Source organism: Pseudomonas sp. JZ134 (genome assembly GCF_051027695.1).
Lineage (GTDB): Bacteria > Pseudomonadota > Gammaproteobacteria > Pseudomonadales > Pseudomonadaceae > Chryseomonas > Chryseomonas luteola.
This window is the reverse complement of sequence record NZ_CP069251.1, coordinates 206,917-227,589: the sequence shown is the minus strand read 5'-3', so window position 1 is coordinate 227,589 and position 20,673 is coordinate 206,917. Positions and strand designations below refer to the sequence as shown.

Annotated in this window: 21 protein-coding genes; 16 read left to right on the top strand and 5 right to left on the bottom strand. The window is 58.2% G+C overall.

The features are described 5' to 3' along the window. Positions 1-13: 13 nt before the first annotated feature. From JQR86_RS20500 to JQR86_RS20490, 3 genes are read left to right on the top strand one after another with little or no spacing between them, the layout of a single operon-like run. Positions 14-943, top strand: coding sequence for a SphA family protein (locus JQR86_RS20500; RefSeq protein WP_019366249.1), 930 nt, complete (start codon positions 14-16; stop codon positions 941-943). A 9-nt stretch (positions 944-952) separates the two neighbouring features. Further along, positions 953-2,173: an MFS transporter gene (locus JQR86_RS20495; RefSeq protein ID WP_434155346.1), complete on the top strand. Its 1,221-nt coding sequence runs from the start codon at positions 953-955 to the stop codon at positions 2,171-2,173. A gap of 24 nt (positions 2,174-2,197) precedes the next feature. Next, entirely contained in the window at positions 2,198-3,640 is a 1,443-nt protein-coding gene (locus tag JQR86_RS20490) for an amidase (RefSeq protein ID WP_434155344.1), read from the top strand. Positions 3,641-3,701: 61 nt separating this feature from the next. Here the strand turns inward: JQR86_RS20490 and JQR86_RS20485 are convergent, their stop codons facing one another. Then, positions 3,702-4,385, bottom strand: coding sequence for an SDR family oxidoreductase (locus JQR86_RS20485; RefSeq protein ID WP_434155467.1), 684 nt, complete (start codon positions 4,383-4,385; stop codon positions 3,702-3,704). A 174-nt stretch (positions 4,386-4,559) separates the two neighbouring features. Between JQR86_RS20485 and hpaB the strand changes: the two genes are divergently transcribed. Then, entirely contained in the window at positions 4,560-6,122 is a 1,563-nt protein-coding gene (hpaB, locus tag JQR86_RS20480; RefSeq protein ID WP_407363739.1) for a 4-hydroxyphenylacetate 3-monooxygenase, oxygenase component, read from the top strand. Between the two features lie 54 nt (positions 6,123-6,176). Then, the gene (gene hpaC / locus JQR86_RS20475) at positions 6,177-6,689 is read left to right on the top strand and encodes a 4-hydroxyphenylacetate 3-monooxygenase, reductase component (RefSeq protein WP_010799031.1); all 513 of its coding nucleotides are present in this window, start codon (positions 6,177-6,179) and stop codon (positions 6,687-6,689) included. Positions 6,690-6,736: 47 nt separating this feature from the next. On the opposite strand, the gene hpaA is transcribed toward hpaC, so the two are convergent. Beyond that, positions 6,737-7,669, bottom strand: a complete 933-nt coding sequence (hpaA, locus tag JQR86_RS20470; protein ID WP_122043769.1) for a 4-hydroxyphenylacetate catabolism regulatory protein HpaA — start codon at positions 7,667-7,669, stop codon at positions 6,737-6,739. Between the two features lie 151 nt (positions 7,670-7,820). On the opposite strand from hpaA, the gene JQR86_RS20465 reads away from it, so the two are divergent. The 8 genes from JQR86_RS20465 to hpaI all read left to right on the top strand — a co-directional run bounded on the left by JQR86_RS20465 (position 7,821) and on the right by hpaI (position 15,203). Further along, positions 7,821-8,477 carry a fumarylacetoacetate hydrolase family protein gene (locus JQR86_RS20465; RefSeq protein ID WP_197871687.1) on the top strand — a complete coding sequence of 219 codons (657 nt, stop codon included), beginning with the start codon at positions 7,821-7,823 and terminating at the stop codon, positions 8,475-8,477. Between the two features lie 10 nt (positions 8,478-8,487). Further along, positions 8,488-9,261 (top strand): fumarylacetoacetate hydrolase family protein, encoded by a 774-nt coding sequence (locus tag JQR86_RS20460; RefSeq protein WP_010799028.1) that lies wholly within the window; start codon positions 8,488-8,490, stop codon positions 9,259-9,261. Position 9,262: 1 nt separating this feature from the next. Beyond that, positions 9,263-10,723, top strand: a complete 1,461-nt coding sequence (hpaE, locus tag JQR86_RS20455; protein ID WP_434155342.1) for a 5-carboxymethyl-2-hydroxymuconate semialdehyde dehydrogenase — start codon at positions 9,263-9,265, stop codon at positions 10,721-10,723. A 134-nt stretch (positions 10,724-10,857) separates the two neighbouring features. Beyond that, positions 10,858-11,715 (top strand): 3,4-dihydroxyphenylacetate 2,3-dioxygenase, encoded by an 858-nt coding sequence (gene hpaD / locus JQR86_RS20450; protein WP_434155341.1) that lies wholly within the window; start codon positions 10,858-10,860, stop codon positions 11,713-11,715. Between the two features lie 67 nt (positions 11,716-11,782). Next, positions 11,783-12,175: a 5-carboxymethyl-2-hydroxymuconate Delta-isomerase gene (locus JQR86_RS20445; RefSeq protein WP_434155340.1), complete on the top strand. Its 393-nt coding sequence runs from the start codon at positions 11,783-11,785 to the stop codon at positions 12,173-12,175. 47 nt (positions 12,176-12,222) lie between these two features. After that, complete coding sequence (locus JQR86_RS20440; protein WP_434155338.1) at positions 12,223-13,530, top strand: MFS transporter; 1,308 nt, start codon at positions 12,223-12,225, stop codon at positions 13,528-13,530. Between the two features lie 2 nt (positions 13,531-13,532). Beyond that, positions 13,533-14,336, top strand: coding sequence for a 2-oxo-hept-4-ene-1,7-dioate hydratase (gene hpaH, locus JQR86_RS20435; RefSeq protein ID WP_122043778.1), 804 nt, complete (start codon positions 13,533-13,535; stop codon positions 14,334-14,336). A 63-nt stretch (positions 14,337-14,399) separates the two neighbouring features. Beyond that, a complete protein-coding gene (gene hpaI / locus JQR86_RS20430; RefSeq protein ID WP_312271683.1) occupies positions 14,400-15,203 on the top strand; it encodes a 4-hydroxy-2-oxoheptanedioate aldolase in 804 nt (267 codons plus the stop codon). Between the two features lie 63 nt (positions 15,204-15,266). Here the strand turns inward: hpaI and hpaR are convergent, their stop codons facing one another. After that, positions 15,267-15,743 (bottom strand): homoprotocatechuate degradation operon regulator HpaR, encoded by a 477-nt coding sequence (hpaR, locus tag JQR86_RS20425; protein ID WP_219652150.1) that lies wholly within the window; start codon positions 15,741-15,743, stop codon positions 15,267-15,269. Positions 15,744-16,100: 357 nt separating this feature from the next. On the opposite strand from hpaR, the gene JQR86_RS20420 reads away from it, so the two are divergent. Then, complete coding sequence (locus JQR86_RS20420) at positions 16,101-17,603, top strand: aldehyde dehydrogenase family protein (RefSeq protein ID WP_434155335.1); 1,503 nt, start codon at positions 16,101-16,103, stop codon at positions 17,601-17,603. A 26-nt stretch (positions 17,604-17,629) separates the two neighbouring features. Here JQR86_RS20420 and feaR read toward each other — a convergent pair whose 3' ends face one another. Beyond that, entirely contained in the window at positions 17,630-18,571 is a 942-nt protein-coding gene (feaR, locus tag JQR86_RS20415) for a transcriptional regulator FeaR (protein ID WP_434136406.1), read from the bottom strand. Positions 18,572-18,955: 384 nt separating this feature from the next. Between feaR and JQR86_RS20410 the strand changes: the two genes are divergently transcribed. Together JQR86_RS20410 and JQR86_RS20405 are read left to right on the top strand one after the other, a co-directional pair. Continuing rightward, the gene (locus JQR86_RS20410; RefSeq protein ID WP_312602123.1) at positions 18,956-19,273 is read left to right on the top strand and encodes a hypothetical protein; all 318 of its coding nucleotides are present in this window, start codon (positions 18,956-18,958) and stop codon (positions 19,271-19,273) included. Positions 19,274-19,415: 142 nt separating this feature from the next. After that, on the top strand, positions 19,416-19,724 hold the full coding sequence (locus JQR86_RS20405) for a hypothetical protein (RefSeq protein WP_312602122.1): 309 nt from the start codon (positions 19,416-19,418) through the stop codon (positions 19,722-19,724). A gap of 8 nt (positions 19,725-19,732) precedes the next feature. Here the strand turns inward: JQR86_RS20405 and JQR86_RS20400 are convergent, their stop codons facing one another. Continuing rightward, positions 19,733-20,596, bottom strand: coding sequence for an MBL fold metallo-hydrolase (locus JQR86_RS20400; RefSeq protein ID WP_434155333.1), 864 nt, complete (start codon positions 20,594-20,596; stop codon positions 19,733-19,735). Positions 20,597-20,673 lie beyond the last annotated feature (77 nt).

The following is a 20,673-nucleotide window of genomic DNA, read 5'->3' as shown; positions in this document are numbered from 1 at the left end:
GGGAGAGGTTTCGATGTACGAAGCATATAAGATCACAACAATTAGCTCCGTATTGTTAGCCACTTTATTTCTGACTCATCCCGCCCAGGCGACTGAGGGCGGAGCCCCTACAACAGCCTTTGGTGTCTATGATTTTGGCGCCGGGTTCACACCGCCACCGTCGCCAACAGGCACCGTTGGCCTGCGTACCAACTACTACTGGGCTAATACTGTCAAAGACCGCCACGGCCGAGACAACGGGACTGATTTTTCCCTTGGCGTCCTCTCACTCGGCTTGGCTTATATCCGCATGACCGATACCGAACTGCTGGGTGCAAAATACGGGTTTGGTGTGATCGCGCCTTTTTTCGACATGGACGCTGATCTCAAGGTCAAGGTGGGCGGCACCACCGTCTTTTCGGACAGCACTCACGTATTCCGGCAGGCGGACCTGCAGGTGTTGCCACTGATTCTACAATGGACGCCCTCACGTAACCTTGGTATCAACGCGCAGTTCCAGATTCAGGCTCCCACCGGCGATTACGACAAGAACCGTCTGGTCAGCCCCGGCCTCAACCACTGGACGTTTTCACCTATCGTCAACGCCACCTATATCAGTGATTCAGGATTCGAGGTGTCATCCAGCTTCGAGCTGGACGTGAACACCCGTAACCATTCTACGGATTACAAGAGCGGAACTGAGTACCGCCACGAGTTCGCAGTGGGCCAGCATTTCGGGCCTTGGACAGCCGGTATTGGCGGTTACTACTACCGCCAGCTCAGCGATGATGACGCACCCAACCTTACCTACGGCAACCGCGCCCGGGTACTGGCCATCGGACCTGCAGTGAGCTTTTTCCAGCCGGGGCTGCCACCTGTCTGGGTGCATGCTTACAAGGAGTTCGACGCCCGTAACCGTACCGAGGGTTATGCCGTCGCCGTGCGTTTTTCCCACAGTTTCTGAGGAATTACCATGTCCCAGTCCTATCTAGAAGGCCGGCATACCGCTGGTCGCGCGCAGGGCGCTGTCCTCATGCTTGGTAGCAGCCTGACAATCATGGGCTCCGTGATGGTCGCGCCGGTTCTACCCAAGATTGCCGCAGAATTCGGGCCGGTAGAGCCCCAGACGGGTGTTCTCATCCCTTTGGCCATTACGGGGCCGGCGCTGGCCATTGCGCTTTGCGCACCGCTGGCCGGTTGGCTGGCCGACCGGCTCGGACGCAAACGTCTGCTGATTCTGGCGACACTGGTCTATGCACTTTGCGGCGCCGCACCTGCATTTTTGGACAGCCTGAAAGAAATTGTTGGTCTGAGACTGCTCTTTGGCTGTGCCGAGGCGGCAGTCATGACTTGCTGCGTCACGCTCATCGCCGATTACTGGCATGGCGAACAACGCATGCGCTACGTAAACGGGCAAGTCATCACGATTGGTCTGGTAGGCTCGATCTTCTTTGCCATCGGTGGCGCACTGGGGGAACACTCCTGGCGAACACCGTTTCTGCTGTACCTGCTTCCCCTCCTGCTTGTCCCGGCCATGCTCAAGCTGCTCTGGGAGCCCGAGGCTCATCATGCCCGGGCAATGCATTCAACCGAGCCTGGGCAGTCCTCCCTTCCGCCGTTAATCATCAACTATCTATTGGTGTTCTTTGGCATGGTGCTGAGTTTCATCGTCCCAGTCCAAAGCCCCACCCTGCTGGTCGGGCTGGGGGTTACGTCCAGTACGCTGATCGGGCTGTGCGCAGGGCTGGGGCTTCTCACTTCACTGGGAGGCTCGCTGCTCTGGCCCTTAGTTCGTCGAAGTATAGGGCTCGCGGGGTGCAATGTGCTGCTGCTACTGCTCATGGCCAGCGGACTGTGGCTACTCATTACCGCCCACACCTATTACCAGGTTCTGCTCGCCGTGACGATTCACGGTCTGGGCGCCGGCATGCTGGTTTCCAATTCCATGGCACCGGTGATGAATGCCTTGAGCGCGACCGCCCGTGGCCGGGGACTCGGTATCTTCACCGCCTGCCTGTACCTGGGCCAGTTCTCAAGCCCACTGATCGTCATTGCTCTGCTTGGCCAAACCGGTGATCTGCACCATGCCATTGGCCTACTTGCCGTCGCCAGCGCCATCACCGCCCTGGTGTGGGCGCTGCTCAGCTTCCTGCGCCGTGGAATCACCAGCCCGGCCCGCTCCACCCATCCCTGAATTCAGTTACAAGGAGCTCCGCTTATGAATGACATCGACCACCTGCTGGACACCCTGGATGCCACAGCCCTGAGCCTGCTCGTACGGCAAGGTGAAGTGACGCCAATCGAATTGCTCGACGCGGCGATCCAGCGGCTCGACCGGGTGAACCCGCAACTCAACGCCATCAGCGAGCGGTGCTATGACGTGGCCCGGCAGATGGCACAACGACCGGAAGCCCGACAAGGCGTACTGGCCGGTGTTCCGACCCTCATCAAGGACCTCTTCTCCCCTGTCCAGGGCGCCCGCATGACACAGGGCTCGCGCGTCATGGGTGAGGCACGCGCTGATCTTGATTGTGAAGTGGTTGCCCGTCTGCGTCGCGCGGGCTGTGTGTTTGCAGGCACGACCACGTCACCGGAATTCGGAACCTCCTACACCACCGAGTCGACCCGTTTCGGCGCTACCCGAAATCCCTGGAATACGGAACGCAGTGCCGGCGGGTCCAGCGGTGGTGCTGCCGCCCTGGTCGCTGCCCGTGCCATCCCGTTTGCTCATGGTAACGATGGGGGCGGGTCACTGCGTGTCCCGGCATCCTGTTGCGGGGTCTTCGGTCTGAAACCCACCCGAGGCCGACTGCCTTCCGGTCCGCTGGTAGGCGAAGGGTGGGCCGGAATGGGGACGCCCCATGCCATTACGTTATCCGTACGCGACAGTGCCCTTCTGCTGGACGCCACCGCTGGGGCGGACCTGGGTGCGCCCTACGCAGCGCCGGCTCAAGCGATGCCGTTCGTCCAGGCCGTCTCGGCTGATCCCGCACCGCTTCGTATCGCGGTGATCGAGCAACTGGGACCGTGGCCAACAAGTCCGGAGGCGTTGAAGGCGGTACGTCATACTGCATGGCTGTGCGAGCAGCTCGGCCATCATGTGGAGCTTGCCACGCTACCCGTCAATCTGCCGGGACTTCTGGACCACCTCTTCAATATCATTGGCCCAAGCACTCGAAACTTTCTGGATATGGTCGGCCAGCTGAGAGGGCAACCTGTAGCAGACGAAGAGTTGGACCCCCGTACGCGCATCATTTTACGCGAGCGGGGTGATATTCCGGCCGCACGTTATGCCGCCGCGGTAGAAAGCATCCATGCGCTGGGCAGGCAGCTGGCTTACTTCCTGATTGACCATGATCTGATCCTGACGCCAACCCTGACTCGGGAACCACCCCTGATCGGTGACCTGGACGCCTTTGACCCCAGCCTCAGCCTGGCCGAAGTAATCGAAGCCTTCCATAGCTATTCACCCTTCACGGCGCTGTTCAATGCGTCCGGCCAACCGGCCATGTCCGTTCCGCTCTACTGGACAGAGAATGGACTGCCACTCGGCTCGCATTTTGCGGCACGCTTTGGTGAGGAGCACACCCTGCTTGCGCTGGGGGCACAACTCGAACGCGCCCAACCCTGGGCGAACCGCAAGCCACTGGTCTGTGCATAAAGGTACGAGGCACAGGACGGAGCAGGTCCTGTGCCTTATTTCCGTACTAACGTGCCTCAACTTACCAGGGCAGCGACTCGCCCTGGTAGCTGACAAAATCACACTGGCAGCGACCCGCCTGCTGCTCAATGACGGCAATCAGACCCTTAGCACTTTCGGTTGTGGTCAGTGGTGCCGAGTGGCCGCCCATGTCGGTCTGAACCCACCCCGGGTGTAACGCCAACACACTGAACGACAACGGGATATGCGAGGATGCCCAGCTCCTGAGCAGGCTGTTTAGGGCCGCCTTGCTGGCTCCATACAACGGCATATCTGCGGCACGATCAAGCGTGACACTTCCCATCTGGGAGCTCATACACGCCACCACACCGCCGTCTGCGATGCAATGGCTTAACCCTTCGACAATACGCAGCGGCGCAACCGTATTAGTCGAGAACAACTCTGCAATCTCTTCGGTATTGATTGCCATGACGTCCTGGTGATCAGGTCCATAAATCCCTGCGTTGACGATCAGACGATCCAGCGTTGTGTTCTGCAATTGCTTCTTGAGAGAAGGAATCAGTGCCGGGTCCGTCATATCGCCGGACAGCAGCACCAGCCGATCGCCGTAAGTCGCGCTCAATTGTTGCAAGGCTTCGTTATCAGACCGACGAACCAGCGCAAAGACTTGCGCACCGCGTTCCAGGTACTGCGTAACCAGCGCCAATCCGATACCCCGTGACGCACCCACGATCAATACATTCATTTCGTTCAGCTCCCCTGGCGATTCATCAGCCCGAAATGGCAGATGAAATCGCTCCATGAAAAGTACAAGCGGTTGTCTGGAAAAGCCATTCTTCCGCCGCGGCGGCAGGCTCATGATCTCTTCCAAGCGTTACGCATTACCTGCATAAGAACAATGATACGGAGACATGCCCTCATGATGCCCGAAGATTATCGTGCCGAGAAAAACCGTCCACTGACGGGCGAAGAATACTTGGCCAGCCTGCGTGATGATCGTGAAATCTACATCTATGGCGATCGCGTCAAGGATGTCACTACCCATCCGGCCTTCCGTAACGCCGCGGCCTCCATGGCCAAGCTGTACGACGCCCTCCATGATCCCGAAACCAGAGAAACGCTCTGCTGGGAAACCGACACGGGCAACGGCGGCTATACACACAAGTTCTTTCGCTTCGCCCGTAACGCTGATGAACTGCGCGAACAGCGTAATGCCATCGCCGAGTGGTCGCGTCTGACCTATGGCTGGATGGGCCGCACACCGGACTATAAGGCCGCCTTTGGCAGCGCACTGGGCGCGAACGCCGAGTTCTATGGCAAATTCGAGCAGAATGCCCGCACCTGGTACAAGCGTATCCAGGAAGCGTGCCTCTACCTCAACCATGCTATTGTCAACCCGCCCATCGATCGCGACAAGCCGGTCGATCAGGTAAAGGACGTATTCATCTCCGTGGATGAAGAAGTTGACGGTGGCATCATCGTCAGCGGCGCGAAAGTCGTGGCGACCAACTCGGCCCTGACACACTATAACTTCGTGGGGCAAGGCTCTGCGCAGCTGCTCGGAGACAACACAGATTTCGCCTTGATGTTTATCGCCCCGATGAATACCAAGGGCATGAAGCTGATCTGCCGTCCCTCCTATGAGCTGGTGGCCGGGATGACGGGTTCTCCATTTGACTATCCGTTGTCGAGCCGCTTCGACGAGAACGACGCCATCCTCATCATGGACCGGGTGTTCATCCCATGGGAGAACATTCTGATCTATCGAGATTTCGATCGCTGCAAGCAATGGTTTCCACAAGGCGGTTTTGGTCGACTGTTCCCCATGCAAGGCTGTACCCGTCTGGCCGTCAAACTGGACTTCATCACCGGTGCACTGTTCAAGGCATTGCAATGCACCGGCTCGCTGGAGTTCCGTGGCGTGCAGGCACAAATGGGCGAAGTGGTCGCATGGCGTAACCTTTTCTGGTCACTTACCGACGCCATGTACGGTAATGCTTCCGAGTGGAAAAACGGCGCCTGGCTACCCAGCGCTCAAGCCTTGCAAGCCTACCGTGTGCTGGCGCCACAAGCCTATCCAGAGATCAAGAAGATCATTGAACAGGTCGTGGCCAGCGGCTTGATCTACCTGCCCACCGGATCGCGTGATCTCAAGGACCCGACGTTGAACAAATACCTGAGTACCTATTGTCGCGGGTCCGGCGGTATGGGCCATGAGGAACGTATCAAGATCCTGAAGCTGCTTTGGGATGCCATCGGCACGGAATTTGGCGGACGCCATGAGCTGTACGAAATCAACTATGCCGGGAGCCAGGACGAGATCCGCATGCAGGCGCTGCGCCATGCACAAGGAACCGGTGCGATGAAGAGCATGACTGATATGGTAGAGAAGTGCCTGTCGGACTACGACCTAAACGGTTGGACCGTTCCGCACCTGACCAATCCGGACGATATCAACATGCTGGACCGTATTCGCCAGTAATCCTGCAATGCTGTCGCCGGATCGCTGATCCGGCGCCCCGTGGAGGTAGAGGTCATGACCCAACTCAGTCCAACCCAACAAGCCTTTCGCAATGCCATGGCGTCGCTGTCCGCCGCCGTGAATGTCCTGACCACCAATGGCCCTGGTGGACGCTGTGGCATTACGGCCACTGCCGTCTGCTCGGTCACGGACACGCCGCCCACCGTTATGGTGTGCATCAACCGCAACAGTGCCATGAATGGTGTCTTCAAGCAGAACGGGCGGCTGTGCGTGAATGTCCTGGCGGGCGAACATGAAGAAGTGGCCCGTCATTTTGCCGGGATGACTGGTATCGACATGGATGAGCGCTTCAAGCGTCACGCCTGGAAGGAGGGCCGCGAGGGCGTTCCGATTCTTGACGATGCCCTGGCCAGCCTGCAGGGAAGGATTACCGATACCCAGGAAGTCGGCACCCACTCGGTGCTTCTCGTAGAGCTTGATGAAATCTGTACCCGCGAGCGATGCGACAGCCTGGTGTATTTCAGCCGTAATTTTCATCGACTGCAACGCGAGCACAGCGCTGCCTGACCGGTCGCCCCCTTGCCGCGTCATACGTGGCGCGGCTTTTTTAGGGATTACGACTCGGTTGCCAGAGTGCTGGCGCGACGGCTGAGCCGATAGTCGCTGGGCGTAATACCTGCCTGGCGCGTAAAGAAGCGACTGAAGTAGGCCGGATCCTTGAAGCCCAGGCGAAAGCATATTTCGTTGGCTGAGCTCCCTGTGAACACCAACAGCCGCTTGGCCTCTTGCATAAGGCGGTCATGGACGAGCCGTTTCGAGGGAATGTCTGCGGTACGTCGGCAGATGTCGTTCAGCCGCGATTCCGTCAGGCCCAACTGATCAGCGTACCGGGACAACGGCCAATGCTCGGTGTAGTGCGCCTCGATGAGTTCATTGAAGCGCCGAAACAACTGCAGGTCATCCTGCCGCGCAGGCTGTGCCGCGATTGATTTTGGAGAGAGACGAAGCATGCTGATAAAGATCAGGCGAGTCAGGGCTATCAGGCCACAGGCCTGGCCAGGACGAGGTGTACCCGCCTCCAGCCTTAGCAACTCAAACAACGAGGCCAGCCGCTCGGCCTCCTCGCGAAACTCAGCCTCCAGGCTGGCCAGGCCTACACAGATCGGCAGGAATCCCGATGCGGTCCAGAGATCAGGCACCTCCTGCAATAGCGACCATACCAGCTGTTGGCGAACCGTCAGGACATGCCCGTCGCTGCCCTCCTCCGTCACAAAGGCATGGGGGACCGGAGGCGGGGTGATGAAGAACATGGGGCCTTGCTCCTGGTACTGCCGGTCATCCAGGTACACCCGAACCTTGCCGGTCTTCACGTAATGCACCTGAAAGAACCGGTCATGCCGGTGGGCACGCATGTTGCGCCCGAAGAACTCCGCCAGTCTGCCTAGCGCATCGTAATGCACCTCGGCATCGGCATAACGCTGGTCGTAGACCTGACCGATGTTGATGTTGGGGATCGGCTGGATAGACACGGACGCAGGACTTTTCATGAACATCATTCTTTTTGTTGTTGAACCAAGCATACGCGAACTCAGGGAACACTTGACCTTAGTTAACATATTAAATATAACGTTAACACATTAACTATTTACTCCAAAACAGGTATGCCCTGTTTCCACACCAATAACAAGGGAGAGCGCCATGTCGCGATCACTTAGCGAATCTGCCAATGGAACACTGTTCGGCGTCGCCCTGAATTTCCAAGGCCTTTTGCGCAGCCGACTTGAAGAATTTCACGAACCGCCTTACCAACAGCCCCCACTGAAACCGGTCCTGTTCATCAAGACGCCCAACACCCGTAACGGGCACCAGCAGCCCGTCATCATGCCCCAGGGGGAGCGTCTGCAGGCAGGCCCAGCCCTGGGAGTAGTGATTGGCAAACGGGCCAGCCGGGTAACTGAAGACCAGGCCATGGGCTACGTGGCGGGGTATACCGTCGTCAACGAATTCAGCCTGCCGGAAGAGAGCTACTACCGGCCTGCGGTGAAGGCCAAATGCCGGGACGGATTCTGTTCCATAGGTCCTGAGCTGGTGCCGGCAGAGGCCGTGAGCGACCCGAATCTGCTCACCCTCAAGCTCTATGTAAACGGCACGCTGCGCCAGGAAAACACGACGGCTAACTGGGTACGCACCCTCCCTCAGCTGATCGCCGAGCTGAGCGAGTTCATGACGTTGAACGAAGGCGACGTGCTGATCACCGGTACGCCTGAGGGCCGCGTCGATGTCACGCCGGGTGATCGCGTAGAGGTCGAGATCGACCGCATCGGCCGCCTCATCAATACCGTAGTTGCGGAATAAGGAGCACCCCATGAAACATGCACGTATTCGCTATCAGGGTGAGATCCATACCGTTACCGTCGACGATGACCATGCAGTACGTCTGCCCAGTGGCGAACGGCTATTGGAAGACCAGGTGGAATGGCTGCCGCCCGCCACAGGCAGCATGTTTGCCCTGGGCCTCAATTATGCGGACCACGCGGCAGAGCTGGCTTTCAAAGCACCCACCGAGCCACTGGCCTTTATCAAATCGCCCAACACCTATACCGGACACAGGCAGATCACCTGGCGGCCTGACAACGTCAAGTACATGCACTACGAGTGTGAGCTGGTGGCTGTCATTGGCAAACCGGCACGTCATGTAAAGCGCGCGGACGCTCTGGACTATCTGGCTGGCTATACCGTGTGCAATGACTACGCGATCCGCGACTACCTCGAGAACTACTACCGCCCCAACCTGCGGGTGAAAAACCGCGACTGCACCACACCGATCGGTCCCTGGATCGTCGACACCGCCGATGTGCCAGACCCGTCCAACCTGCGCCTGCGCACCTGGATCAACGGTGAGCTGAAGCAGGAAGGCACCACGGCGGACATGATCTTCGATATCCCCTACCTGATCGAATACTTTTCGAGTTTCATGACCCTGCAGCCCGGCGACATGATCGCCACCGGCACGCCGGAGGGCCTTGCCGATGTGGTGCCTGGAGATGAAGTCGTCGTGGAAGTGGAAGGCGTCGGTCGCCTCGTCAATACCATCGTCAGCGAAGAAGCTTTCTTCGCCGCAGCTGCCAAAGAGGTCTGAAATGATCAAGCACTGGATCAACGGCCGTGAGGTCGAGAGCAAGGAAACGTTCACCAATTACAACCCGGCGACCGGCGAGGCACTGGGCGAAGTGGCCAGCGGCGGCGCCGAGGAAGTCGCCCAAGCCGTGGCGGCTGCCAAGGAAGCTTTCCCCAAGTGGGCCAACACCCCAGCCAAGGAACGGGCCAAGCTGATGCGCAAGCTGGGCGAGCTGATCGACAAGAACGTGCCAAATCTGGCCGAGCTGGAAACCCTGGATACGGGGCTTCCAATTCATCAGACCAAGAACGTACTCATACCCCGAGCCTCCCATAACTTCGACTTCTTTGCAGAAGTCTGCACACGGATGGATGGGCATACCTATCCGGTCGATGACCAGATGCTGAACTATACCCTGCACCAGCCGGTAGGGGTCTGCGGCCTGGTTTCACCCTGGAACGTACCGTTCATGACAGCGACATGGAAAACGGCGCCGTGTCTGGCACTGGGCAATACCGCCGTGCTGAAAATGTCCGAGCTGTCGCCCCTTACGGCCAACGAACTAGGCCGTCTGGCCTTGGAAGCAGGCATTCCGCCAGGCGTATTGAACGTCGTGCAGGGCTATGGCGCCACAGCTGGAGACGCCCTGGTTCGTCACCCGGACGTGCGGGCCATCTCATTCACTGGCGGCACCGCTACCGGCCGAAAAATCATGGAAACGGCAGGACTCAAGAAGTATTCCATGGAGTTAGGCGGCAAATCGCCTGTGCTCATCTTTGATGACGCCGATTTAGGCCGCGCGCTGGACGCCGCTCTCTTCACCATCTTCTCGCTCAACGGTGAGCGTTGCACGGCGGGCAGCCGTATCTTCATCCAGGAAACGGTTTACGACCAGTTCGTCGAGGAATTCGCTGCACGCGCCAAGCGCCTGATCGTGGGTGATCCGCGAGATCCAAAGACCCAGGTCGGCTCGATGATTACCCAGGCTCATTACAACAAGGTCACAGGCTACATCAAGATCGGTCTGGAAGAAGGCGCCACGCTCATGGCAGGTGGTCTGGAGCGTCCAGCGAACCTGCCCGCCCATCTGACAAAGGGGCAGTTCATCCAGCCCACCGTATTTGCCAACGTCGACAACAGGATGCGTATCGCTCAGGAAGAGATTTTCGGCCCCGTCGTCTGCCTCATCAAATTCAAGGATGAGGCCGAAGCCCTGCGCCTGGCCAATGATACCGAATACGGCCTTGCGTCCTATATCTGGACCCAGGACATCGGCAAGGCGCACCGTCTGGCCCGTGGCATCGAGGCCGGCATGGTGTTCATTAACAGCCAGAACGTACGGGACCTGCGCCAGCCATTCGGTGGCGTGAAAGGCTCTGGTACCGGCCGTGAAGGGGGCGAGTACAGCTTCGAGGTGTTCACGGAGGTGAAGAACGTGTGCATCTCCATGGGCAGTCACCACATCCCGCGCTGGGGTGTGTAACCACTCCCGTCCCCAGGGCCAGCGCCTGCTAGCGGTATCGGCAGGCAAGCACCCGGGTTTTCGGGCTTATCACGGCCAAGCAGTTACAACACAGCGCCCTGATCTTCTGTTCGGGGCTAACAAGGAGAACTGTCATGGGCGAAGTCGTCCTTGCAGCCAAGATTACACATGTTCCATCCATGTATCTGTCTGAACTGCCCGGAAAGCACCAGGGTTGCCGCGAGGCAGCCATCGCCGGTCACAAGCTCATCGGTCAGCGCGCCCGCGACCTGGGCGCCGACACGGCCGTCGTGTTCGATGTTCACTGGATGGTCAACAGTGGTTACCACATCAATTGCGGGCAGCAGTTCGAAGGGATCTACACCAGTAACGAGCTCCCGCACTTCATCAAGGACATGGCGTATCAATATCCGGGCGATCCCGAGCTGGGAGCCCTGATCGGTGGGGAAGCCAATGCCGCGGGGATCCGCACCATGGCCCATAACATCCCTAGCCTGGAGCTTGAATACGGAACACTCGTTCCCATGCGCTACATGCACATGGGCGTACCGGACAGCCAAAAGCTCAAGGTCATTTCCATTGCCGCCTGGTGCGCCTGGCATCGGCTGGAAGACAGCTTTGCCTTTGGTGCTGCGGTTCGTCGCGCCATTGAAAAAAGCGACCGCAAGGTACTGGTACTGGCATCTGGATCACTCTCCCACCGGTTCTCGGACGATCGGGTCGCCGAGGCGAATATCCACAAGTGGACCCGCGAATTCGACAAGCAGGTCGACCTGCATGTGGTGGAGTTGTGGCGGCAAGGTCGCTTCAAAGAGTTCTGCGCCATGCTTCCAGACTACGCCGAGCACTGCTATGGCGAAGGCAAGATGCACGATACGGCCATGTTGCTGGGCCTGCTGGGCGGCCCTGAATACAGCAAGCCCGTCGAAATCGTGACCGAGCCGTTCGGAAGCTCGGGCACCGGTCAGATCAACGCCATCTTTCCTGTTTGACTGGTGTTAGCAGCCTCCAGGGTCCGCACAGGCTCCTGGAGGATGCACGTCCGCTGGAGTAAAAACCATGCCCCACTTTATTGCCGAATATTCAGCCAATCTTGAACATGACGCAGACCTGCCGGGTTTGTTTGAAAAAGTCCACGCCTGTCTCGGCAACAGTGGTGCTTTCCCCCTAGGCGGTATTCGTAGCCGCGCGATCCGCATGGATACGTTCCGCATGGCTGATGGAAAACATGACTATGCGTTCGTTCATATGACGCTGAAGGTAGGTGCTGGCCGCGACCTGGAGACAAGGAGTCAAGTAGCTGATGCATTGTTCGAGGTGATCAAGCATCACTTCGCCGAGCTTCAGAGCAGACGCCTGCTGGCACTGTCGTTCGAGATGACCGAACTCTCGGCCGAACTCAATTACAAGCACAACAATATCCATGCCTTTCTGAGCGAGCAGGCCGGTTAGGCAGCGCTCCGTTTGCGTCCTGACAACAACAATAAAAGGCACCCACCATGGCACAGGCAATCGATACGCTTTCGGTTTCGGAAAAAAACGATGCAACTTACCGGTACATCACCTGGCGACTGATGCCACTGCTGCTGGTCTGCTATGTCTTCGCTCATCTCGATCGCATCAATATCGGCTTCGCCAAGCTGCAAATGAGCAGCGACCTGCACTTCAGCGATACCGTTTATGGATTTGGCGCAGGCCTGTTCTTTATTGCCTATGCCCTGTTTGGCGTACCCAGCAACCTGATGCTGGACCGTGTCGGGCCGCGCCGCTGGATTGCCACGCTGATGGTGGTCTGGGGCATCCTGTCCACCGGCATGATGTTCATCGAGTCCGCCACCGGCTTTTATACCCTGCGCTTTCTGTTGGGCGTGGCGGAAGCGGGCTTTTTCCCTGGCATCCTGGTTTATCTCAACCGCTGGTTTCCGGCCCATCGGCGGGCGTCGGTCACTGCACTCTTTGCCATTGCCGTCCCTATGGCAGGGGTCATCGGCGGCCCCCTGTCCGGCTGGATTCTGGAGCTGTTCAAGGACAGCGGCGGTCTGCGGGGGTGGCAGTGGATGTTCATGCTGGAAGGTCTGCCAGTGGTGTTGCTTGGGTTGGTCGTCCTCAAAGCCCTGCCGGACAGCTTCGAGAGCGTCAGCTGGCTTGAGCCTACCCAAAAGCGTCAACTCCGTGATGCGCTGGCAGGAGAGGAGCAGCGCAAAACAATTACCTCCTTTTCAGGCATTGTTCGCAACGGACAGGTGTGGTTGCTCGTGGCGATTTATTTTGCCGTCATGTTGGCCGTCAATACCCTCGCCTTCTGGATGCCAGCTCTTATTCACGGCGCTGGCATCGGTCAAGACAGCAACGTTGGCATGCTCAGTGCCATCCCTTATCTGGCAGGCTGCTTCTTCATGATCGCTGCAGGCCGCTCTTCCGATCGCCACCGCGAACGCCGCTGGCACCTTTGCGTCCCCCTCCTCATGGGTGCGGCCGGTATCGCCATCGCCGGGCTGGCACCTCAAAACACAACCCTTGTCATGCTGGGCCTGGTCATTGCAGGCATGGGCGCAAGCTCCGCGCTGCCCATGTTCTGGCAGTTGCCCCCGGCGTTTCTATCGTCAGGCACCCAGGCGGCCGGCATTGCCATGATCAGCTCCTTTGGCAGCGTGGCGTCATTCCTCGCTCCCTACTTCATTGGCTGGATGCGCGATACCACGCAAAGCGCCAGCCTGGCGCTCTATGTTCTGGCGGCGCTCATCGCTGTCGGTGCCTTTTTGGTACTGCGCACCCCTGCCGCCATCGTCAACCCACAAGGAAACTAGCCATGCTCGACAACGCCTTTATCCGTGCGGCCGCTGAACGTCTTGACCAGGCCGAGCGCTCCCGGGAACAGATCGGTCAACTGTCCCTGGAGCAGCCAGGGATCACTATTGAAGATGCCTATGCCATCCAGCGCGCCTGGGTCGAAAAAAAGATCGCGGATGGTCGCAAACTGGTTGGCCACAAGATAGGCCTCACCTCCCGCGCCATGCAGGTGTCATCCAATATCACAGAGCCGGACTATGGCGCTCTGCTCGACGACATGTTTTTCGAAGAAGGAACCGACATTCCCTTTAATCGATTTATCGTGCCACGCGTGGAAGTCGAGCTGGCCTTCGTCCTGGGCAAGCCACTGAAGGGTCCGAACTGCTCGATTTTCGATGTGCTCGATGCCACCGAGTATGTCATTCCGGCACTTGAGATCATCGATGCGCGTATTCAACAGATCGACCCCCATACCAAGGCTACGCGCAAGGTCTTCGACACCATCTCCGACAATGCCGCCAATGCCGGCGTCGTCATGGGCGGCAAGCCGATTCGCCCTCACGCTATCGATCTGCGGCGCGTACCGGCCATTCTTTACCGCAACGGGGTGATCGAGGAATCGGGTGTCTCCGCAGCGGTGCTTAATCACCCGGCCAAGGGCGTTGCCTGGCTGGCCAATAAACTGGCCGCCTATGACGTCACGCTGGAGGCGGGCCAAATCATCCTGGGCGGCTCATTTACACGCCCCGTGCACGCAAGCCCGGGCGATACTTTCCATGTGGATTACGACCAGCTCGGCAGCATCGCCTGCCGCTTCGTCTAAGACCGGTTTGGCCTGCGGCAGCGCGCTCATGCCCAGGCCAACCTCCCGCCGTGAGGATTTACCATGCAGCTTCCTATCAACACCTTCAAACAGCGCCTCAAAGGCGGTGACCCGCTGATTGGCCTCTGGATTGGCCTCGCCAATGCCTACAGCGCTGAATTAGCCGCCAACGCCGGTTTCGACTGGCTGCTGCTTGATGGCGAGCATGCGCCCAATGATGTCCGCAGCCTACTCGCTCAACTACAGGCCGTTGCGCCGTATGCCACCCACCCGATTATACGGCCGCCCATTGGCGATCCTGTGCTTATCAAACAGCTTCTGGATATTGGCGCCCAGACACTGCTTGTGCCGATGGTCGAATCCGCTGATCAGGCCAGGGAATTGGTAAAGGCCATGCGCTATCCGCCGGAGGGTATTCGCGGTGTAGGCAGCGCCCTGGCACGCGCCTCACGCTGGAACACGATCCCCGGCTACCTGGATCATGCTGATGAACAGATGTGTCTTCTAGTCCAGATCGAGAACCGAACCGGCCTGGATAATCTGGATGCCATTCTGGAGGTCAATGGAGTGGACGGAGTGTTCATCGGTCCTGCTGACCTGTCTGCCGCACTGGGGCATCGTGGCAATCCAGGCCACCCAGACGTTCAAGCCGTAATTGAAGAGGCGATTGTTCGTATTGCTAAAGCCGGCAAGGCGGCAGGTATTCTTTCAGCCGATCAGACGCTCGCCCAGCGTTATATCGAGCTGGGCGCAGTCTTTGTAGCGGTGGGGGTCGACACGACGGTGCTGATGAAAGGCCTTCAAACGCTGCTAGGCCATTTCAAGCACAACACTCCAAAGCCCACACATGGTGGCGGTGTCTATTAAGGTATGAAGCACCGAGCCTGAACTGAACCGGCGGCCCTTGGGCCGCTTTACCTGCCCAGCTGATCAACTGTCATCCCGATCGGGATAGATAAGGCGCTCTTCGTCGTCATCCTCCGAGCCAGGCCGCACCTGTTTGAGTTCTTCCAGCAAGGCGATTAGCGTCTTGAGCTTTTCCTCACCAAATTGCTCCTGGATGCGCTGGTAGTTGGCCTCCATACCCGTGGCCATGGATTCGAAGCACGCCCGGCCACGATCCGTCAGGCTCACGTAAACACGCCGCTGATCCTTGGGTGTTTTCCAGCGCTGCACGTACCCGTCACGCTCCATGCGAGACAATACACCGGTCATGCTGGGCTTGAGAATGCAGGCCTGCTTTGCCAGCTGATGGCTCTCCATTTCACCCCGCTGCCAGAGTATCCGAATGATGCGCCATTGCTGTTCGGTAAGGCCGTGCTCATTCAACAACGGACGGAAAAACCCCATGGCCGCTTCGCGGGCCTGCAACAAGGTAAGCGTAAGAGAAGGACGCGGTTTCAGCATGACAATTAGTCACCAGGAGCCATGAAAGATATCGTTGCACGGGCCGGACGGCAGCCCAATGAATAGATTGGCAGATATACCGCCATTTACCAACGGAGCGGGACCATCGCATATAATTAACATATTAATCAACCATTCTGAATTCCTCTTCGTCCCTCACCCTATTCAAATCGATTGTTGCGTTCACGGCAGCGCAAGCCGCCTTGCCTCATCACACCGGGTGATGCCTTGCGGGTGGCAGAGAAGATCAAACCCTGCGGCAGCGACATGCAAGCTCTCTTGATTGACGACTCCTAAGCTCTGGACATGAAGCCTCACCGCTTGCCTTAGAGCCTTGAGAATAGCCAGGAATCCCTTATGTCTACTGCCGAACTCATTACGCCCCTCGAGACTGTTACCCGTTTTCTGTCGCTTACGCATTCCAGCTTCGTGGATGGCCAGCCCAGCACCGCTTCTCGCGGCGATGTCATTGCGGTAAACGATCCCGCTTCGGCCCAGGCCATTTCACAGGTAAGGCTGGCCGAGCGGGAAGAAGTAGACCGTATCGTCGAGTCCGCCCGCGCTGCGTTTGTCGCGGGCACCTGGAGCAGGGCTCGACCGGCTGATCGTGAGCGCATCCTCCTGCGCTTTGCTGATCTCGTCGAAGCCCACGGCGAGGAACTGGCGCAACTGGAAACGCTGGAACAAGGTAAATCGATCCATATTGCCCGCGCGATTGAAGTCGGCGGCGCAGTTGAATACATGCGTTACATGGCCGGGTGGGCCACCAAGCTCGAAGGGCAGACGCTCGACGTCTCGATACCTGTTCCAACCGGCGCCCGTTACAATGCCTATACGCGCCGTGAGGCAGTTGGCGTAGTGGCAGGCATCGTCCCCTGGAATTTCCCGCTCATGATCGCCCTGTGGAAGATCATGCCGGCTCTGGCCTGTGGCTGCTCCATCATCATCAAGCCCTCGGAAGAAACGCCTCTTACCGTGCTGCGGGTAGCCGAGCTGGCCATAGAGGCCGGCGTTCCGCCCGGTGTATTCAACGTACTGATCGGCCGCGGCTCGGTAGCAGGTGCCGCACTGGTGGCGCACCCCAACGTCAGCAAGGTGTCCTTTACCGGCTCTACGGCCATCGGCAAGCAGATCGGGACTGCCGCCCTGCAAAACATGACACGATTCTCCCTGGAGCTCGGTGGCAAGAACCCTATGGTGCTGCTACAAGACGCCGACCTTGAAAAAGCAGTTGCAGGCGCGCTCATGGGCGGCCTACTCAATCAGGGTCAGGTGTGCGCCGCCGCTTCGCGCATCTACGTGCCGCAGGCGCTAAAAGCAGACTATGTCGAAGCGCTTAGCGCCGCGGTAAACGGCATGAAGATCGGGCCGGGGCTGGACCCAACCACACAAATCAACCCGGTCGTTTCACGCCGGCACCAAGGCAGCGTTCTTCAGCATCTAGAGCTGGCACGCCAGCAAGGGGCTACTGTCACGACGGGAGGCAATGCACCCGACCTGCCCGGCTATTACGTCCAGCCTACTGTGCTGGCCAACGTTGAGCACCACATGGCGGCGGCGCGCGAGGAGATTTTCGGACCGGTATTGTCCGTTATCGCTTACGACTCACTGGATGAAGCCATCCATATGGTCAACGACAGCCAATACGGTCTCACGGCCAGTCTCTGGACCAATGATCTGACCCGTGCCATGGACCTCATTCCCCGCATCGAGGCGGGCACGGTCTGGGTCAACAGCCACGTACCGGTCGACCCGAACCTGCCTTTTGGGGGCTACAAGCAATCCGGTATCGGACGGGAGTTCGGCCGCGGCGCTGTCGAAGCCTTTACCGAACTCAAATCCGTGTGTATTGCCTACTGAGCCTGATGAACGCGGCCTGAGCGTGCTCAGGCCGTCATCGACTGGCTACGGTAGTCCCGCGGGGACCTTTCGAAATGCTTCTTGAACGTCCGGCTGAAGTGAGCCGAGTCGGTAAAACCCCATTTGAAAGCAATGTCTGTGATCGACTCGTTGACCAGACGCTGATCGAGCAGATCGGCAGCGCTGCGTGCAAGTCGGGCACGCTGGATATAACGGCAGACGCTATCGCCCTCTTCTTCGAATAGCCGATACAGCTGGCGGATGGAAATGCCCAGCTGCGCCGCCAGTTTGGCAGGGCTCAAGGACGCATCGGCCAGCTGGTCGTGGATCAGTTGTTCCACTCCGCTTCGCAGTACGCCGCCCTTGGCCTGGAGCTCAACGGCCATTGTGGGCGCACTGGCTGTCAAGGCGGGTTTCAACAGGCTGATCAGCGAATCCTGGAGCGCCTCCCCTTCATCATCCTGCCATTCCTGTGCCGGCATACCCTCGGCCAGCTGGGTACAGATCAGCCGAAGCAACCGGCCGCTGGCACTGCCTGAATTAAGTTTGCCAAAAATATGCTGTTGATCGGCCAGATGCCTGGACACCGCCTCGCGGGGAAGATGAATCGAGCAATGCTCCATCAAACCAAGCGGAGTGATTTCGCAGGTGCCTGCAGAATCAACCAGCGCCATCTCACCGGGCACCAGATCGATGGTATGCCCATGCTGCGTGATCTGTGCTCGCCCGGATCGCTGCATGACCAGAAAGCAGTATCGATCACCATCTTGATCATGCCCTCGTTTGCGAGCCAGACAGGCCGCGTTGGTCTTGACCATGGCCAGTTCAAGTCCGGCTATACGCCGCTGGGCAAGCTCGCCGATAAACAGCGAACCGGTCAACGAGGGCTGCGCGGTAAAACGGCGGCCACAAAAAGCGCGAATCGTTTCTAGCCAGATTGAAAACGCATCGAGACGTTGGACTTGCATGGCATTTCACCTCGGCTGTCATTCAGCCTGTTGTTCTTGTAGATAGTTAACATGTTACCAATTTACTACGAAACTACAGAGGTGCAAGCCCTGATTCCATATGAGCTGATGACCGACCTCTGATTTCACTATGCCATGTTCGCTGCCACTGCGGCAGTTTGCGCCCGCTAAAAAAGACTAAATGGCGATAACCCGTTAAACTGTGCCTTTTTTTGTTTGGATTTTGAAAGTCGAGGGGTGATTTCGAAGGCGAGGTGCTACTCACGCCAATGAGCACACGCTGCCCTGAGGCCATCGCCCCGAGGCCGTCCTCAATCCGCTGCAATACCTCGTCGCATTGCAAAGCGGCGACTGTTTTAGCTTGTACTGAAAGGAAGTAATACCATGGTAATGCACTACTCCACCGGCACTGATCAAGTTGCTTGCGGCCGCAGCAGTCCTAATGCCTCCACCCAGCCTGATCAGGTTACCTGCAAGACATGCCTGCGCTCGGCGGCTTATGCGGCGGCAACAGTAACCGACACTCAGGCTCAGGAGATTGCTGCTCCCGTACCGGCTGCCAAGGCACAGCCTGTTGAGCAGTCCGTAACCTACCGTACCCGTAGCGTTGCGTTTGCCGAGTGGCAAAACAAGCTGGCCGATGGCAGCCGCCTGCCTCGCGGTCGGTATTTCAAGGGGCCACAAAAGAAAACCGCGTTCTAATACGTTGCAGGGCGCCAGCGTAAGGCATGACCTTGCCCTGGCGCCTGTATCAGGTGATCGATCCCGGATAACTACTGCCGCCGATAGGCCAAGCCTGCCTGGGTCGTTACACTTGCCATCCTATCCGCTACGAACAGAACACATGACCCATCGCCTTTTCACTGGTTTTATGCTCATGGCAGTCCTGCTACTAAGTGGATGCCAGAGCCGCTCGCTGACACCCGTTGAAACCACCTTGCAGGCGAGTCCCCTCCCGCTTGATCAGGTCAGCCGCCAGTCGGAATGCCGCTCCCTTGCCGAGCTCTACTCCAGTTGCTACGTCGCCCTGGCAACCTGGACATACGCCAAGACCGAGCAGAAGGCCACCCCGGAGGAACTCGAAGCGGCCATGCACGCTGCCAAAGCCCGCGCATTGAAACTAAATTGCCCGACGTTCTGGGAAGAAGACTGACACCCCGCCTAAAGGCGATTGATCGGAATTTTCAGGAAGGTCGCCCCGGACTCATCTGCAGGTGGCATTTCACCCGCCCGGATATTGATCTGGATTGAGGGCAGGATAAGCGTCGGCATCGATAGCGTTGCGTCCCGACGGCTGCGCATCTCGACAAAGGCCTCTTCGGCAATACCGTCGTGCACATGGATATTGCTGGACCTTTGCTCAGCCACCGTCGTCTTCCAACATACCTCTCGTCCAGCGGGTGGATAGTCGTGGCACAGGTACAATGTCGTCTCGGCCGGTAGCGCCAGTATCCGCTTGATGGAACGGTACAGTTGACGGGCACTGCCACCGGGAAAATCGCACCGTGCGGTTCCTACGTCAGGCATGAACAATGTGTCGCCTACGAATACCGAATGCTCCGCTACCTGATAGGCCATATCCGCGGGTGTATGCCCTGGAACATGCAGCGCACGCGCCGCTAAACGGCCAATGTGAAACAGCTCGTCCGGCTCGAACAGATAATCGAATTGTGAGCCGTCCAACCGGAACTCAGGCTCCAGGTTGAAAACATCACGGAAAACGCCCTGAACCTGGCGGATGGGAGCGCCAATGGCAATCTTGCCTCCCAGCATACGTTTCAGGTAAGCCGATGCAGAAAGATGATCGGCGTGGGCATGGGTCTCAAGCAACCATTGCACCTTGAGACTATGCTCCTGAATAAATGCAATGATCCGGTCAGCCCCATGTGTGCTGGTTCGCCCGGCCCTGGCATCGTAATTCAATACCGAATCGATGATGGCGCATTCCGAACCATCCGCCTCGAATACCACATAGCTGATGGTAGCCGTGTCGGCATCGAAAAATGCCTCTACTAAAGGAGTCATGTCTATTACCTCTCCATCGATCTACCTTTTTACAATATATTGAATTATATATTGTATGAAAATAGACTGATTGGACG